Genomic DNA, 16,423 nt, shown 5'->3' on the forward strand with positions numbered 1-16,423 from the left:
CGGCTTGGTTGCGTCGCGCTACAGACGGCGCGGGCGTTTGGGGAATGGATGTTGGGGGAAGCAGGTCGAGAGCGACGCGGCGTCGAGGGTGACAATCCGGTCGTCGCGGCGTGGCTGACGCAGGGGCGGCCGGTGACGGTAGCGATCGTGGCGCTTGCCAGCTTCGAGATCATCAACGCCGCCTACGGCCGCGAAACGGGCGACGCGCTGGTCAGCGCCGCGAGCGAGCGGATGGCGCGCGTCCTCGATCGCGAGGGCGAGGCGGATCTCGCGCGCGAGGGGGCGGTGTTCCAGCTGGCGCTGCCGGTCGAGCTCGACGTGGCATATCCGCTCATCACCGCGATCGAGTTCGCGCTCGCGCAGCCGTTCGCGGTTGGCCAGACGACGGTGCACGTCGGAACCCGCATCGGCGTCGCGAGCGGGGAAGGGGAGGATGCGGAGGCGCTGGTGTCGCGCGCACGCGCCGCGCTCGCCGATGCACGCGTAGCCGAGGGGGCGACCACGCGGATCGCGCCGCCCGCGCCGCATCGCCCGATCGCGCATCTCGCCGCCGACCTGCACCGCGCGATCACCCGTGGCGAAATCGCCGTCATGTTTCAGCCACAGGTGGCATTTGCCAGCGGTGCGATCGTCGGGGTTGAGGCACTCGCGCGCTGGAACCACCCCGAACTGGGCGTGCTTGGCGCGGAGACGCTCTTGGCCGCGTCGGACCGCGCCGATCTGGGGATCGTCCTGTCCGATCATATCCTCGCGCGCGCTCTGGCGAGCGTCGCGGACTGGCCCGACGCGCTGTCGACGTTGCGCGTGGCGATCAACGTCACCGCCGCCGACCTCGCACGCCCCGATTTCGCGGCACGCTTTCTCGCGCGCGTCGATGCGAGCGGGGTCGACCGCGCGCGGGTCACGGCGGAGATCACCGAAGGCGGGCTGATCGACGATCTGGACAGCGCGACCGCACTGCTCGAGGCGCTGCGCGACGGGGGATGCCGGGTCGCGATCGACGATTTCGGCACCGGCTATTCGAGCCTTGCCTATCTGACTGCACTGCCGGTCGACTACCTCAAGATCGACCTGCGCCTGACGCAGAGCATCGTCGGTGACCGGCGCCACCGCGTGGTGGTGGAAGGTGTCATCGCGATCGCGCGCGCGCTCGGGCTGGAGACGATTGCGGAGGGTGTCGAAACCGAGGAACAGAGCGCGTTGCTCGCGGCGAAGGGCTGCACCTATTACCAGGGTTTCCTGTGCTCCGGCGCGGTCGACGGTGCCGAGCTGGTTCGGCTGGTCGACCCGGCGCTCGCCGATTAGGGCCGATGAGGCAAATTAAAGCGCCTAAATGAGCATGGTCCGCATGCGGGCAGAACCGTCTAGCCCGCCGCCTTGGCCAACCCCTTCGACAGTTGCAGCGCGCCGTTCAGCCGCGCCTTCGGATCGCCCCACGCGCGGCTGACCGCCAGCTTGCTGTCGGGTCGCAGTTTGGCGATCGGGCCGAGCTTCTCGACATAGGCGAGCAGGCCGGTGACGTTGGGAGGCTTGTCGTCGTGGAACGCGACCAGCGCACCCTTCGGCCCGACGTCGAGCTTGGCGATGCACGCCTTTTTCGCGTTGAGCTTGATCTCCATGATCTTGACGAGATTGTCGGTCGCGTCGGGTAGGGGACCGAAACGGTCGATCATCTCCGCCGCGAACGCGTCGAGCCCGGCGCGTTCGTCGACCTCGTTCAAGCGACGATACAGCCCCATGCGCAGGTCTAGGTCGGGGACATATTCCTCCGGGATCAGGATCGGCGCGTCGACCGTGATCTGGGGCGAGAAGTCGCGCGGGGCGTCGCGCAGGCCACCCGCCTTCGCGTCCATGATCGCTTCTTCCAGCATCGACTGGTAGAGTTCGTAGCCGACCTCCTTGATGTGTCCCGACTGCTCGTCGCCGAGCAGATTGCCCGCACCGCGAATGTCGAGGTCGTGGCTCGCGAGCTGGAACCCCGCGCCGAGCGTGTCGAGATCGGACAGCACCTTCAACCGCTTGTCCGCCGCCTCGGTCATCTGCCGCTCGGGCGGGCTGACCATATAGGCGTAGGCGCGCGTCTTGGATCGCCCGACACGACCGCGAAGCTGATAGAGCTGCGCGAGGCCGAAGCGGTCGGCGCGGTTGACGATCATCGTGTTGGCGGACGGAATGTCGATGCCGCTCTCGATGATGGTGGTGGAGACGAGCACCTCGAACTTCTTGTCGTAAAAAGCGCTCATCCGCTCCTCGACCTCGGTCGGGCTCATCTGACCGTGCGCGACGACGTAACGGATCTCGGGCACCTCGCGGCGCAGATAGTCCTCGATGTCGGGCAGGTCGGCGATGCGCGGCGTGACGAGGAAGCTCTGCCCGCCGCGATAATGTTCGCGCAGCAGCGCCTCGCGCAGGACCACCGGGTCCCACGGCATCACATAGGTGCGTACCGCCAGACGATCGACCGGCGGGGTCTGGATCACCGACAATTCGCGCAGCCCCGACATCGCCATCTGCAGCGTGCGCGGGATCGGCGTGGCGGTGAGCGTCAGCATATGCACGTCGGCGCGCAATGCCTTCAGCCGCTCCTTGTGCGTCACCCCGAAGCGTTGTTCCTCGTCGACGATGACGAGGCCGATCCGCTTGAGATCGAGCCCCTTGGCAAGCAGCGCGTGCGTGCCGACGACGACGTCGATGCTGCCGTCCGCGAGACCCTCCTTGGTCTTCTTGGCCTCGGCCGCGGGAACGAGGCGCGAGAGGCGGCCGATGTTGATCGGGAAACCCTCGAACCGCGCGGAGAAATTGGTGAAATGCTGCCGCGCGAGGAGCGTAGTCGGACAGATCACCGCCACTTGCATCCCCGCCATCGCGGCGACGAACGCGGCGCGCAGCGCGACCTCGGTCTTGCCGAACCCGACGTCGCCCACGATCAGCCGGTCCATCGGCTTGCCCGCCGCCAGATCGTTCAGCACGTCGTCGATCGCGCGGTCCTGGTCGTCGGTTTCCTGATAGGGGAAGCGATCGACGAAGGCGGGGTAGCCCGCGTTGTCGGGTTCGGCGACCTCGCCGGGGCGCAGCGCGCGTTCGGCGGCGGTCTTGATGAGCTCGCCCGCGATTTCGCGGATGCGCTCCTTCATCCGGCTCTTGCGCCGCTGCCACGCCTCGCCGCCTAGCTTGTCGAGCGCCGCACCGTCTTCGCCGCTGCCGTAGCGCGAGAGGACCTCGAGGTTCTCGACCGGGACGTACAGCTTGTCGCCGCCGGCGTAGCTCAAGGCGACGCAGTCGTGCGGCGCCTTGCCGACGGGGATCTGCATCAGCCCTTCGTAGCGGCCGATGCCGTGGTCGCTGTGGACGACCAGATCGCCGGGCGAGAGCGTCGCTAGCTCGGCGAGGAACGCGTCGGCCGACTTACGACGCTTGGCGCGGCGGACCAGCCGGTCGCCGAGCATGTCCTGCTCGGTCAGCACCGCGACGCCGGGGGCGGTGAAGCCGTGATCGAGCGCGACGACGGTCAGCGCGACGCCGCGCTCGGCCGCCCCGAGCGCCTCCTGCCACGTGTCGGCGAGCCGCGCGCCGGTCAGGTCGTGGTCTTCGAGCAGGCTCTTCAATCGCTCGCGCGCGCCGATGGAATAACTGGCGAGGATCGGCTTGCGCCCCTCCTTCCTCAGCCTGGCGACATGCGCGACCACCGCCTCGTAGACGTTGGCCTGATTGGCACGCTCGGGCGCGAAGTCGCGCGGTCCGTCGACCTCGAAGTCGAGCACGCGCGTCGAGGGCGGCTCGTGGAAGGGTGAGACGAGGTGCGCGGGCGCGGCGGTGATCTCGGCCTGCCATTCCTTGGCGTCGAGGTAGAGCGTCTTGGCGGGGAGCGCGCGGTAGCTGCCGGGCTCGGCCGCCTCGGCGCGTTTGCGGTTGTCGTAATAGTCCGCGATCGCTTCGAGACGGCTTTCCGCCGCGGCAGGCGCGCCGCTGTCGCGGACGACGACCGCATCGCCCAGGTGATCCCACAAGGTCGACAGCTTGTCCTCGAACAAGGGCAGCCAGTGTTCCATGCCGGCGAGACGGCGGCCATCGCTGACCGCCTGGTAAAGCGGGTCGCCGGTCGCGGTCGCGCCGAACTTGTCGCGGTAGCGCGTGCGGAACCGCTTGACGCTTTCCTCGTCGAGCAACGCCTCCGAGGCGGGAAGCATCACGAAGCCGTCGACGCGACCCGTCGTACGCTGGTCGGCGGGGTCGAACGTGCGGACGGTCTCGATCTCATCGCCGAAAAAATCAAGCCTGAGAGCCTGTTCCTCACCGCTCGGGAACAGGTCGACGATGCCGCCGCGGACCGAATATTCGCCCTGATCGTGCACGGTGTCGGTGCGGACGTAGCCGTTCGCCTGCAAGAGCGCGGCGAGTTTGTCGCGGTCGATCCGCGCGCCCGGCTTCAATTCGGCGACGAGCTGGCGGATGCGGAACGGGGTCAACGTCCGCTGGGTCGCGGCGTTGACGGTGGTGAGGACAAGTTGCGGCCCCTTTGGTTTGGCCTGCAAGCGGTGAAGCGCGCCGATCCGCTCGGCCATGATGCGCAGCGTCGGCGACGCGCGGTCGTAGGGCAGGCAGTCCCACGCAGGGATCTGAACGATCTCGAGTTCGGGCGCAAACCAGGTCGCGGTCGCCGCCACCGCGCGCATCTGCGCCTCGTCCGCAGCGACGTAGACCGCGCGCAGATGTGCCGCGCGTGCGATGTCGGCGAGGAGCGAGGGCAGGAACCCCGACGGCACGCCCGACAGCGTCAGCGGCACGGTGGCGTCGAGGATCGTCTTCAATTCGGGCAAGTGGCGGCTATCCGTCTGTGGTGGGGCGTGAAGGTCAGGGCAGGGATACGAAGTCGAGCGAACGCATGCCCTGCATCATCGGTCCGTCCCACTGCGGCGGGCAGGGGATCGAGCCGATCGCCCAGCCCATGATGTCGACGTCCTGTTCCTCCAGCAACGCCTCGAACCAGTCGAGCTCCTCCGTGCTCCACGATGCGTGATGCGCATCGAAATAGCCGCCGATCATCAGATCGGCCTCGCGCGTACCGCGGTGCCAGGCGCGGAAACGCAGCCGCTTGATGCGGATGTCCTGCGCGGTGAGGGGCTCGGTCATGATCGCGTGGCCTCGCGTGATGGATGTTTGCCCGCGTCCGACACACTTTTTCTGGCAAGTCGGGGGGCGTATAACTAGGTCGCCCATGTAGTCATGCGTCCCGATATCCTCAATCCGCTGTTCGCCGAGGTCACGTCGCTGAAAGGCGTCGGGCAGGCACTCGCGCGCCCGCTCGAACGGTTGCGGATCGCGCGGGTCATCGACCTCCTCTTCCATCTGCCGAGCGGATGGATCGATCGGTTGCCGCGCGACGAGTTGATGCAAGGCGATGTCGGGCGCACGATCGTCATCACGCTCACGGCGCGCGATTACCGCACCAGCAGTTCTCCCCGCGCGCCCACGCGGGTGCAGGCGACCGACACCCACGGCAATTACGTCAGCCTGACCTTCTTCGGCGGATCGTCGGGCTGGGCGAAGAAACTGTTTCCGATTGGCGAGGCCAAGCGCGTTTCGGGGAAGCTGGAGCAGTACGGCGACCAGCTGCAGATGGTGCATCCCGAGCCGATCGAGGACGGTGACACGGTTCGCGAGCGCGAGGCGATCTACCCCCTGTCGGAAGGCATCACCTCGAAGCGGATCGCGGCGCTGGTCGCGCAGGCGCTGACCCGCGTGCCGGTGCTGCCCGAATGGATCGAGCCGAGCCTGAAGGCGAAGCACGACTGGCCCGACTGGCACGAAGCGATCGCGCGCGTCCACGCCGATCCGGCCGACGCGACCGCACGCGCACGACTGGCCTACGACGAGGTGTTCGCCAATCAGCTCGCCTTGTCGATCGTCCGGGCGGATACGCGGCAGCGGCGAGGACGCGCGCTGGCGGGCGACGGGCGACTGCGCGCCATGCTGCGGCTGCCCTACGCGCCGACGGGCGCGCAGTCGCGAACGGTGGCGGAGATCGAGGGCGACCTCGCCCAATCGGCACCGATGCTGCGGTTGCTCCAGGGTGACGTCGGGGCGGGCAAGACGCTGGTCGCGCTGATGGCGTTGCTGATCGCGGTCGAGGCGGGCGCGCAGGGGGCGATGCTGGCGCCGACCGAGATCCTCGCGCGGCAGCATTACGAGTCGCTTCGCAGGCTGCTCGCCGGACTGCCGGTCGAGATCGCGGTGCTGACCGGGCGCGACAAGGGCCGCGCACGTGAGGCGACACTGATGGGGCTGGTCGACGGGTCGATCGACTTGCTCGTCGGCACGCACGCGATCTTTCAGGAGGCGGTCGGGTACAAGGATCTCGGCCTCGTCGTCGTGGACGAGCAGCACCGCTTCGGCGTCGCGCAGCGATTGCTGTTGCAGGACAAGGGCCGCGTGCCGCCGCACGTGCTCGCGATGACCGCGACGCCAATCCCGCGCACGCTGACGCTCGCGCGTTACGGCGAGATGGATCAGAGCCAACTCGACGAGATGCCGCCGGGACGCGAGCCGATCGAGACGCGCGTCATGTCGGAAGAGCGTACCGACGAGGTCGTCAACGCGCTCGGCCGGCATCTGTCCGAGGGGAAGCAGGCCTATTGGGTCTGCCCGCTGGTCGAGGAAAGCGAGACGAGCGACCTTCAGGCGGCCGAGGCGCGCGCGGAGACGCTGGTGGCGCGGTTCGGTGCGCGCGTCGGGCTGGTCCACGGCCGCATGAAGCCGGCGGAGAAGGACGCGGTGATGGCGCGCTTTTCCAGCGGCGAACTGGGCGTGCTGGTCGCGACCACGGTGATCGAGGTCGGCGTCGACGTGTCCAACGCGACGCTGATCGTGATCGAGCACGCCGATCGCTTCGGCCTCGCGCAGCTCCACCAGCTACGCGGGCGGGTCGGGCGCGGCGGGGGCAAATCGGTATGCCTGCTGCTGCGGGGCGCTGCGCTCAGTGAGACGGCGCGCGCGCGCCTCGCGCTGATGCGCGAGACGAACGACGGCTTCCGCATCGCCGAGGAAGATCTGCGGCTGCGCGGCGGGGGCGAGCTGCTCGGCACGCGCCAGTCGGGCGAGGCGGTGTTCCGGCTCGCGACGCCTGAGCTGCTGGGGGAACTTCTGCCGTCCGCGACCGATGACACGCGGTTGCTGATCGACCGCGACGGCGGGCTGGCGGGTCCGCGCGGGCAGGCGGCGCGCGTCGCGCTCTATCTGTTCGATCGCGATCAGGGGGTGCAATTGCTCCGCTCGGGTTGAGGAGAAACGAAGTGCAGGCGTTGTTTCCGATCCTGGCCGTATTGATCGCCGGGATCGGCGTCGCGCTGCAACCACCGACCAATGCCGCGCTCGCCAAGGCGTCGGGATCGGTGTGGCTCGCCGCGCTGATCTCGTTCGCGGTCGGCACCGCGACCTTGACGGTCGTCTGGCTGGCCGATCGCACGCCGTTGTCGGGTGCGAGAGCGGCGCCGTGGTGGGCGTGGATGGGTGGCCTCTACGGCGCGGCGTTCGTCGCCGCGCTCGCCTTCGCGACACCGCGGCTCGGGCTCGCGGTGACGCTGACCGCGGCGGTTGCGAGCCAGCTTGTCACCGCGATGCTCGTCGACCGCTTCGGCCTGCTCGGCTTGCCGCAGCAGCCGATCACGCCGACGCGGTTGATCGGCGTCGCGCTGGTGATCCTGGGCGTGGTGGTCGTCCGCCGCGGCTGAGCGCGCGCTCAGCCCGGAGTGACCATCCCGTGGTGCTTCTTGCCCGCCGAGACGCGCACCGGCTCCGCGCCGATCGTCACGACCGCGGCTTCGTCGCTGACCTTCTCGCCTGCAACGCGCGCGCCGCCGCCCTTGATCAGGCGGCGTGCCTCACCCTTCGAGCCCGCGAAACCCAGCGCAACCAGCGCATCGACCAGCGCGATCGACCCCGACGCGGTGATCGACGGCAGCGCCGCGCCGCTCGTGCCCTCCTCGAAGGTGCGCCGCGCCGTCTCCGCTGCCTCGTCGGCCGCGGCGCGCCCGCGGCACATCGCGGTCGCCTCGTTGGCGAGCACCTTCTTCGCCTCGTTGATCTCGGCGCCGCCCAGCCCCTCGAGCCGCGCGATCTCGTCTACTGCCAAGTCGGTGAACAGGCGCAGGAAGCGGCCGACGTCGCGGTCATCGGTGTTGCGCCAAAACTGCCAGTAATCGAAGTGCGGCAACTGGTCCTCGTGCAGCCACACCGCGCCGTCGACCGACTTGCCCATCTTGCTGCCGTCAGCCTTGGTCAGCAGCGGCGTGGTCAGGCCGTAGACCTCCGCCCCGTCCATCCGCCGCGCGAGGTCGACGCCGTTGACGATGTTGCCCCACTGGTCCGACCCGCCCATCTGCAACCGCACGCCGCGGCGGCGATACAGCTCGGCGAAGTCATAGCCTTGCAGGATCATGTAATTGAATTCGAGGAAGCTCAGCGATTGTTCGCGCTCTAACCGGAGCTTGACCGAGTCGAACCCGAGCATCCGGTTGACCGAGAAATGCTGGCCGACCTCGCGCAGGAACGGAATGTACTCGAGCTGGTCGAGCCATTCTGCGTTGTTGACCATCACCGCGTCGGTCTCACCCTCGCCGAAGGTCAGGAAACGCTCAAAGATGCGTTGAATGCCCGCGATGTTCGCATCGATCACCTCCTGCGACGACAGCTTGCGCGCCTCGTCCTTGAAGCTTGGATCGCCGATCTTGCCCGTGCCGCCGCCCATCAGCACGATCGGCTTGTGCCCGGTCTGCTGCATGCGGCGCAGCATCATGATCTGCACGAGGCTGCCGACGTGGAGCGACGGTGCGGTCGGATCGAAGCCGATATAGCCCGGCACGACCTGACGGGCGGCGAGCGCGTCGAGCGCGGCGGCATCGGTCGTCTGGTGGATGTAACCGCGCGCGGACAGCGTGCGGAGCAGGTCGGAGCTGTAGTCGGTCATGTCGGCGGCGAGTCTAGCATCAACCGGCACGCAATCGCTAGCGAAGCGGTAGCTGTCGGATCGGATCGACCGGGGTGCGGCCCTTTCGCAGCTCGAAATGCAGCTCGGGCCGGTCGGCGAAGCCGGTGTCGCCCGACAAGGCGATCGTCTGTCCTTTCTTCACCGCCTGTCCGCGCTGGACGAGCAGCTTGCTCGCGTGGCCGTAGACCGAGGTCCACCCGCCGCCGTGGCGGATGATGACGAGCCCGCCGAGCGCGGCGATCCCATCGCCGACATAGGCGACGGTGCCATCGGCGGTTGCCTTGATCGGCGTCTGCAGCGGTATCGCGATCTTGATGCCGTCGTTGCGTTCGCCCGAGCCGCCGGGGCCGAAGCGCCGGACGAGCTGGCCGGTCGCGGGCCAGGCGAACTGCCCCGGTGCGCCCATCGGCGCGGCGACCGGGGTGGTGGCGGCAAGAACGCGGCGCGTCGTCGCGACCGGTTTCGCGGGTGCCTGGTTGACCGCGACCGCGGGTTCGCCGCCGGTCAGGATCGAGTCGACGTCGAGCGTGAACGCGGCGGCGCGCTGTGCCGCGGACACCCCGCGCGCCGGCTCGCCGGGGATCAGCACGCGCTGCCCGGTGCGCAGCGTGTACGGCTCGGCGAGCTGGTTGGCGGCGATCACCTGCGACCACGGCACGCCGTAAGCACGCGCGATCGCGATGCCGGTCTGCCCCGCGCGGACGAGATGATAGCGCCCGCCAGGGATCGTCAGCCGCTGTCCCACGCGGATCGTATAGGGTTCGGTCAGGTCGTTGGCGCGCGCGATCACGTCGGCGGCGACCCCGGTGCGATCGGCGACGCGGCCGAGCGTGTCGCCGGGTGCCACCTCATAATTCTGCGCCGCGACGACCACCGCGTCGGCGGCGACGGGGCGGGCTTCCCATGCGGGGGCGGGGGCGGGAAGCTGCGCCACCCCGGTCTGGCGATCGACGACGGTACGCGCGGCGACGCTGCGGTCGGCGGCCGGCAGGTCGCGCGGGCGCGGTTGATCGTCTTGCCGCTCGTCGCGGTCGCGGACACGCTCGGCGCGGCGGCGCGGTGGTGTATCGTCGCGAACGGTGGCCTGTTCGTCATAGGGGCGCGCGGTGTCTTCCTCGCGCGGTCGTTCCCACCGATCACGGTCGCGCGCGGGTGGCGGCGCGGGGTCGTACGTGCCGCCGTCGCCTCCGCCGGGGATGCATCCGGTCAGCGCGCCGCCGATGAGCAGGACCCACCCCGCCGACGCCAACCGTCCCATGCCTTCACTCCTCGCAATACACGCGCGAGAGCGATGCTAGCGAGGCTTCGTGGGTCAGGTCCAGATGCAATGGCGTCACGGTGATCCACCCGTCGGCGACCTCCGCCAGATCGGTGCCTGGGGCAGGCGCGCCACGCATCGCGCCGAGCGCCAGCCAATGATAGTCGAAGCCGCGCGGGTCCTTGCGCGTCTCGAAGCGGACCCGGCCATAGTCGCGCAGCCCCTGGCGCACGACCTTGATGCCGCGCACCGCGTCGGGCTCGCTCGCGGGGAAGTTGACGTTGACGACCGTGCGCGGCGCCCAATCGGCGTGCAACAGCGGCTCGATCGCGCGTACGCCCCATGCCTCTGCGACCGCGAACGACACGTCGTCGCCCGGTTCAAGCGCGCCGTAGCGCTGGCTGAGGGCAATCGAGCGGATGCCCGCGAGCGCGCCCTCGAGCGCCGCCGAGACGGTGCCCGAATACATCACGTCCTCCGCCAGATTGCCGCCGCGATTGACCCCCGACAGGATCAGGTCGGGCGCCCCGTCCATCAGCTCGGCGAGCGCGATCATCACCGCGTCGGTCGGCGTGCCGGTGACTGCGAAGCGTCGTTCGGCGAAGTTCCGCACGCGCAGCGGCCGGTTGAGCGTCAGCGAACGCCCGGTGCCCGACTGTTCCTCGGACGGAGCAACGATCCACACGTCGTCGGACAGTTCGGCCGCAATTCTTTCCAGCACCGCGAGACCGGGGGCGTGATAGCCGTCGTCGTTGGAGAGCAGGATGCGCATCAGCGCGGGCTCAACCGGTCGATGCCGCCCATATAGGGCTGGAGCACCGCGGGCACCGCGACCGATCCATCCTCCTGCTGGTAATTTTCCAGCACGGCGACGAGCGTGCGCCCGACCGCGAGGCCCGAGCCGTTGAGGGTGTGGACGAAGCGGGTGCCCTTTTCGCCTTCTGGGCGGAAGCGCGCGTTCATGCGGCGCGCCTGGAAATCGCCGGTGGTCGAGCAAGAGGAAATCTCGCGCCACGCGTCCTGCCCGGGAAGCCAGACCTCGAGGTCGAAGGTGCGACGCGCGCCGAAGCCCATGTCGCCGGTGCACAGCAGCAGGCGGCGATAGGGCAGGGCGAGCGCCTCCAGGATCCCCTCGGCGCACCGCGTCATCCGCTCATGCTCCGCGTCGCTGTCGTCGGGGCGGCAGACGGTGACCAGCTCGACCTTCTCGAACTGATGCTGGCGGATGAACCCCCGTGTGTCGCGTCCCGCCGCGCCCGCCTCGCTGCGAAAGCACAAGGTATGCGCGGTCATCCGCATCGGCTCGGAAAGGTCGCCGAGAATGCGATCGGCAACCGAGGCGGTCAGGCTGACCTCCGACGTCGGGATCAGCCAGCGGCCGTCGGTGGTGCGAAACGAATCGTCCGCGAACTTGGGCAGCTTGTCAGTGCCGTACATCGCGGCGTCGCCGACCATCACGGGCGGGTTGCACTCGACATAGCCGTTGTCAGTGACGTGGCGGTCGAGCATGAACTGCGCGAGCGCGCGGTGGAGCCGCGCCATCCCGCCGCGCAGGAACGTGAAGCGTGCGCCCGACAATCGCGCGCCGGTTTCGAAGTCCATGCCGAGCGCGGGGCCGAGATCGGCGTGCTCCTTCGGCGCGAAGGTGAAGGTGCGCGGGTTGCCCCAACGCTTCAGCTCGACGTTGCCGCTCTCGTCCGCACCGACAGGAACGTCGTCCGCTGGCAGATTGGGGATGCTCGCCAATCGTTCGTTGAGCGAGGCGGCGACCGCCTTCTGTTCGGCTTCGAGCTGCGGCAATTGCTCCTTCAGTGCCGCGACCTCGGCCATCAGGTCGGTCGGATCGTCGCGCCGCGCCTTCGCCGCGCCGATCGCCTTCGATGCCTCGTTGCGGCGCGCGAGCACCGCCTGCACCTCGGTCGTGAGCGCGCGGGCGCGTTCGTCGATCGCGAGCAGGTCGGCCGACAGCGGGGCGAGACCACGCTTCTTCATGGCGGCGTCGAAAGCGGCGGGATCGTCGCGGATCAGGCGGATGTCGTGCATGGCGACCGGGCTATGGCGATGCGCCGGGAAGCGCGCAACCCGCGCGGGGAGGGCGGCGTTGGGTGGGGGCGAAAACAAAGGAGAACGCGATGCAGGTCCCTCACAATTCGGTCGTACTGGTGGCGGACGGCCGCAAGCTCTTGTTCCTGCGCAACGAAGGCGACGCGGAATTCCCGAACCTGGTGGTCGAGCACGCGCGCGAGCACGCGAACCCGGCTGATCGCGACCAGAAGACCGACGCCGCGGGCGGTGCCTCCTCGACGCAATCGGGCGCCGGTGCGCCCGCGGTGGCGCGCGGCGGGTCGAACCATGCCGCGGGCGGCGGGGCGCAATTCGCCCCCTCGCGCGGGAGCTTCGAAGAAACCGACTTTCACCAATTGGAAGAAGATCGCTTCGCCGCGGAGGCCGCGGAGCTGCTCAAGAAGCGCGCGTTGTCGCACAGCTACGATGCGCTGATCGTCGTCGCCCCGCCCAAGACGCTGGGTGAGCTGCGCAAGCATTATCACAAGGAGGTCGAGAGCCGGTTGAAGGGCGAACTTGACAAGGACCTGACGGGCCACCCGATCGACGCGATCGAGAAGGCGCTCGCCGCCGCCTGAGCTGGCGTCAATAACGAAAGGGGCCGGCGCATCCGCTGCGCCGGCCCCTTTTTCATGTCGCGGTTGGCGCGGATCAGGCTGCGGCGGGTTCGCGCTTCGCCAGACGCTTGCGTGCGACGAGCGCGGCGGCGGCGGCGCCGAACAGCAGCATCATCGGCGGCGCGGGCACCGGCGCGGGCGTGCCGTTGCTCGATCCCGGCGGCGGCGCACAATTGCCACCCTTGCAGCCATGCTCCCAACCATTGCTCGAGCTCCAGCCATGGCTCGATCCCCAGCCCTTCGAGCTCGACCCGTAGGACGACGACGAGGTCGACGATGACGTCGAGGACGAGGTGCTGGTCGAGCTCGCCTGATGCTGGTTCTGATTTTGGTTCTGTTCCTGTTCCTGGTTCTGGCTCTGCTCGTTCTTGTTCTGGTTGTTATTGTTGTTCGTGTTGTTGCTGGAATTGTTGTTATTGCTCGAGTTGTTGTTGTTGCTCGAGTTGTTCGAGGAATTATTCGACGAGTTATTGTTTTCGTTCTTGCTCGAATTGTCGACGTTGTTCTCGTTCTTGTTGGAATTGTCGATCTCGACCTTGGCGCCGCCGGTCGACGACGACGTTGAGGTGGACGACACCACGATCGCGCCGCTGCTGCCGCTGCTGCCACCCGATCCGCCGAAGAAGCCGCCGGCGAAGAACCCGCCGCCGCCGCCGCCGTAGAAGCCACCACCGCCGATCGCGGGGGCGTAGCCGCCACCGCCACCACCGACGAAGGCGGGGACCGGCTCGGGCAGCGGCACCGGCACCGGTGCGCCCGTGCTCGCAACCGTCACCGTCGTCGCAGGGCAGTTGTTACCGGCGCTGCGCACGATCCGCCGCACGTTGCCCTTGCTGCTGTAGCTGCGGCGGACGACGCGGTGCGTCGCCTTTTTCGCGTACACCGTCCGGTGCTTCGCCGTTTCCGCGACGTGGACCGCGCCGCCGCCGATCAGTGCGCCACCGCAGGTGCACGCGCAAAGTTTTGCCAACGCCATCCGCACAGACATGCCATCACTCTCTCGTTGGCGACGAAGCGATCCGTCGCGGAAAAATCCAAGCAGCGCTTGCACGCAGCCCATGACTGCAAAGTGCAAAACAAAGGCTTAAGTGCAACGCCCTTAACCATCATTGTCACGTCCGATCGGCTTTGTATCGCCTGGCGGGCGGGCGGATTATGGTTAACGTGTCACCGTGGGACTGAATCGCGCCGACCCGCGCCGGTCCCGCTCCCGCCCATTTGTCCGAGCGCTTTCGTTCAGGCACTTTCGTTCAGGGGCGCGTCATCGACACGATCGTACGGAAAACCGTCTGTTCGCTTGTCGTTATGTACGACCGCGGTTATAGGCCCCGGCAGGGGGCGCACCAGCGGTGTTGACGATCATTCCTGGCGCGCAGGCGGGAGAGTGTCGATGGCTACGGTGTTGAATCGTATTGACGAATATTCGGTCGCGACGAACCAGGGCGACGATTACCGGCCAAGCGCCGACGAACCATTCATGAATGCCCGGCAGCAGGCCTATTTCCGGCAGAAGCTGTACGATTGGAAAGAGGCGATCCTGCGCGAGAGCTTGGGGACCCTGTCGCAGCTTCAGATCGATTCGCTGCGCGAACCCGACCTGACCGATCGCGCCTCGAGCGAGACCGACTGGTCGATCGAACTGCGCACCCGCGACCGGCAGCGCAAGCTGGTGTCAAAGATCGACGCGGCGCTGCGCCGGCTCGACGAGGGCGAATACGGTTATTGCGAGGTGACGGGCGAGCCGATCAGCCTCCAGCGGCTCGAGGCGCGACCGATCGCGACGATGACGGTCGAGGCGCAGGAGCGGCACGAGCGCAACGAAAAGGTTTCGCGCGACGACTGATCGATCCGGCATGGTAAGCGGTTCTTTACCGACAGACCGGTAAGGCGGCGGGCGGACCGAGAACCGGTGGGGTCGATGGAGCATTTGGGAAAGAGCGTGTTCGAAGCTGATCCCGGCATCAATGCCGGGTCGGCGGCGACGCGCGGACGCGACAGCCTGTTTCTGATGGCGAAACTGCGCACGGCGACCAGCCGCACCGTCGACGTGCGCGTGCGCAACCTGTCGCCGGGCGGATTGATGGTCGAGTTGCCGTACCCGGTCGCGCCCGAGGGCGAGGTCGAGGTCGAGGTGCGCGGGATCGGCTGGATCAGCGGGCGCGTCGCGTGGCAGACCGAGGGTCGCGCCGGGATCGCGTTCGACCGCGAGATCGACCCGCAACGCGCGCGCAAGGCCCCGAACGACGCGCAGCCGACGGTGAAGCGGTTCGGCGCCGCCGCATTCAAACGCTGAACGCCGACAGCCAACGTCAATTGCGCGCACAAACCGGCTGGACGCGCGCCGATTTGCCTGCCACAGGGGCCGCCTCCACGCGGGCGTGGCGGAATTGGTAGACGCGCTAGACTCAAAATCTGGTTCTGGTGACAGAGTGTCGGTTCGAGCCCGACCGCCCGTACCACCCCAGGGGTGGCTTTTCAGCTTCACGTAACATCATGCACGGTCGGCGCACGGCGACCGCACCGTCCCGTCACGCGACGCGATCAATCGATCCCCAGGTCGGACGGGCCGAAGGCGTCGGGCAGCAATGCCGACAGCGTGTAGCGCGCGATCGTGTCGCCGTGGGCGCCGCCGCAATAGACCGCGACATCGCGCCGGCTCATCTGCGCGGCCTCGTTGATTACCTGCCGGCATCGACCGCATGGACGCACCGGCTCGCTGCCTGTCGCGGCGCCGTCCGCGTCCATCATCCCGCCGATCACGCCGATCGCGACCACGTCGCGCAGGCGCCCCGATGCACTGACGCTCGCGATCGCGACCGTTTCCGCGCAGAGCGACAGCCCGTAGCTCGCATTCTCGACGTTTGCGCCGGTGACCACGCTGCCGTCGGATAGCAGCACCGCAGCTCCCACGGCGAAATGCGAGTATGGGGCGTGCGCGTTACGCGCGGCCTCGCGCGCGGCGGCGATCAGCCGGGTTGCTTCGTCTGACATGGTTCAAGCCTTGATGTGGAGGACGCAGATGAGCGTGAACAGGCGGCGCGCGGTGTCGAAGTCGATCTCGATCTTGCCGTCGAGCCGTTCCTTCAACAGTTCGGCCGCCTCGTTGTGGATGCCGCGGCGCGCCATGTCGACCGTCTCGATCTGCGCCGGGGTCGATTGGCGGATCGCCTGGAAATAGCTGTCGCAGATCGCGAAATAATCGCGGATCGGGCGGCGAAAGCGTGCGAGGCCTAGGATCAGCGTTTCAAGCGGAGTATCGTCCTCACGTTTGATCTGGATGACCAGCCGGCCTTCCTCGACCGAGAGTAGGACACGGTACGGCCCGGCGTAGCCGTCGGGCGTCGTGCGCTGCGGCGCGAAATGATTCTCCTCGATCAGGTCGAAGATCGCGATCCGGCGTTCCTGCTCGATATCGGCCGAGCGCCACAGGATCGTGCCCTCGTCGAGCTGGATGTCGATGATCCGCGGATCGGCCATATTCCCGTCGATAGCCACGAAGCG

The 16,423-nt window shown here is 68.1% G+C and carries 15 protein-coding genes and 1 tRNA gene; 7 read left to right on the forward strand and 9 right to left on the reverse strand.

Annotated elements, in window-relative coordinates; genetic code table 11:
• Positions 1-48: 48 nt before the first annotated feature.
• Complete coding sequence (locus KZ810_RS02865) at positions 49-1,305, forward strand: GGDEF domain-containing phosphodiesterase (RefSeq protein WP_219767461.1); 1,257 nt, start codon at positions 49-51, stop codon at positions 1,303-1,305.
• A 59-nt stretch (positions 1,306-1,364) separates the two neighbouring features.
• On the opposite strand, the gene mfd is transcribed toward KZ810_RS02865, so the two are convergent.
• Both mfd and KZ810_RS02875 read right to left on the reverse strand, forming a co-directional pair.
• The gene (gene mfd, locus KZ810_RS02870; RefSeq protein WP_219767462.1) at positions 1,365-4,817 is read right to left on the reverse strand and encodes a transcription-repair coupling factor; all 3,453 of its coding nucleotides are present in this window, start codon (positions 4,815-4,817) and stop codon (positions 1,365-1,367) included.
• Between the two features lie 34 nt (positions 4,818-4,851).
• Positions 4,852-5,130 (reverse strand): FAD assembly factor SdhE, encoded by a 279-nt coding sequence (locus KZ810_RS02875; RefSeq protein ID WP_219767463.1) that lies wholly within the window; start codon positions 5,128-5,130, stop codon positions 4,852-4,854.
• A gap of 93 nt (positions 5,131-5,223) precedes the next feature.
• On the opposite strand from KZ810_RS02875, the gene recG reads away from it, so the two are divergent.
• Both recG and KZ810_RS02885 read left to right on the forward strand, forming a co-directional pair.
• On the forward strand, positions 5,224-7,278 hold the full coding sequence (gene recG / locus KZ810_RS02880) for an ATP-dependent DNA helicase RecG (RefSeq protein ID WP_219767464.1): 2,055 nt from the start codon (positions 5,224-5,226) through the stop codon (positions 7,276-7,278).
• 11 nt (positions 7,279-7,289) lie between these two features.
• Entirely contained in the window at positions 7,290-7,727 is a 438-nt protein-coding gene (locus KZ810_RS02885) for a DMT family transporter (protein ID WP_219767465.1), read from the forward strand.
• A gap of 8 nt (positions 7,728-7,735) precedes the next feature.
• Here the strand turns inward: KZ810_RS02885 and tyrS are convergent, their stop codons facing one another.
• From tyrS to serS, 4 genes are read right to left on the reverse strand one after another with little or no spacing between them, the layout of a single operon-like run.
• Positions 7,736-8,962, reverse strand: coding sequence for a tyrosine--tRNA ligase (gene tyrS / locus KZ810_RS02890; RefSeq protein WP_219767466.1), 1,227 nt, complete (start codon positions 8,960-8,962; stop codon positions 7,736-7,738).
• Positions 8,963-8,999: 37 nt separating this feature from the next.
• The gene (locus KZ810_RS02895) at positions 9,000-10,241 is read right to left on the reverse strand and encodes a M23 family metallopeptidase (protein WP_219767467.1); all 1,242 of its coding nucleotides are present in this window, start codon (positions 10,239-10,241) and stop codon (positions 9,000-9,002) included.
• Between the two features lie 4 nt (positions 10,242-10,245).
• On the reverse strand, positions 10,246-11,013 hold the full coding sequence (gene surE, locus KZ810_RS02900) for a 5'/3'-nucleotidase SurE (protein WP_219767468.1): 768 nt from the start codon (positions 11,011-11,013) through the stop codon (positions 10,246-10,248).
• Positions 11,013-12,284: a serine--tRNA ligase gene (serS, locus tag KZ810_RS02905; protein WP_219767469.1), complete on the reverse strand. Its 1,272-nt coding sequence runs from the start codon at positions 12,282-12,284 to the stop codon at positions 11,013-11,015. The genes surE and serS overlap by 1 nt, the downstream gene beginning before the upstream one ends.
• A gap of 89 nt (positions 12,285-12,373) precedes the next feature.
• On the opposite strand from serS, the gene KZ810_RS02910 reads away from it, so the two are divergent.
• Positions 12,374-12,883, forward strand: a complete 510-nt coding sequence (locus KZ810_RS02910; RefSeq protein WP_219767470.1) for a host attachment family protein — start codon at positions 12,374-12,376, stop codon at positions 12,881-12,883.
• 73 nt (positions 12,884-12,956) lie between these two features.
• Here KZ810_RS02910 and KZ810_RS17155 read toward each other — a convergent pair whose 3' ends face one another.
• On the reverse strand, positions 12,957-13,910 hold the full coding sequence (locus KZ810_RS17155) for a hypothetical protein (protein ID WP_258044304.1): 954 nt from the start codon (positions 13,908-13,910) through the stop codon (positions 12,957-12,959).
• A gap of 402 nt (positions 13,911-14,312) precedes the next feature.
• Here KZ810_RS17155 and dksA point away from each other — a divergent pair, with 402 nt between their 5' ends.
• From dksA to KZ810_RS02930, 3 genes are all read left to right on the forward strand, one after another.
• Complete coding sequence (gene dksA, locus KZ810_RS02920; RefSeq protein WP_219767471.1) at positions 14,313-14,765, forward strand: RNA polymerase-binding protein DksA; 453 nt, start codon at positions 14,313-14,315, stop codon at positions 14,763-14,765.
• Positions 14,766-14,861: 96 nt separating this feature from the next.
• Entirely contained in the window at positions 14,862-15,215 is a 354-nt protein-coding gene (locus KZ810_RS02925; RefSeq protein WP_308461471.1) for a PilZ domain-containing protein, read from the forward strand.
• 79 nt (positions 15,216-15,294) lie between these two features.
• Positions 15,295-15,381 (forward strand) — tRNA-Leu (locus KZ810_RS02930).
• 82 nt (positions 15,382-15,463) lie between these two features.
• Here the strand turns inward: KZ810_RS02930 and KZ810_RS02935 are convergent.
• Positions 15,464-15,913, reverse strand: coding sequence for a cytidine deaminase (locus KZ810_RS02935; RefSeq protein ID WP_219767473.1), 450 nt, complete (start codon positions 15,911-15,913; stop codon positions 15,464-15,466).
• Between the two features lie 3 nt (positions 15,914-15,916).
• Positions 15,917-16,399 (reverse strand): UPF0262 family protein, encoded by a 483-nt coding sequence (locus tag KZ810_RS02940; protein WP_219767474.1) that lies wholly within the window; start codon positions 16,397-16,399, stop codon positions 15,917-15,919.
• Positions 16,400-16,423 lie beyond the last annotated feature (24 nt).

The sequence above is a fragment of the Sphingomonas citricola genome (assembly GCF_019429535.1).
GTDB classification, from domain to species: domain Bacteria; phylum Pseudomonadota; class Alphaproteobacteria; order Sphingomonadales; family Sphingomonadaceae; genus Sphingomonas; species Sphingomonas citricola.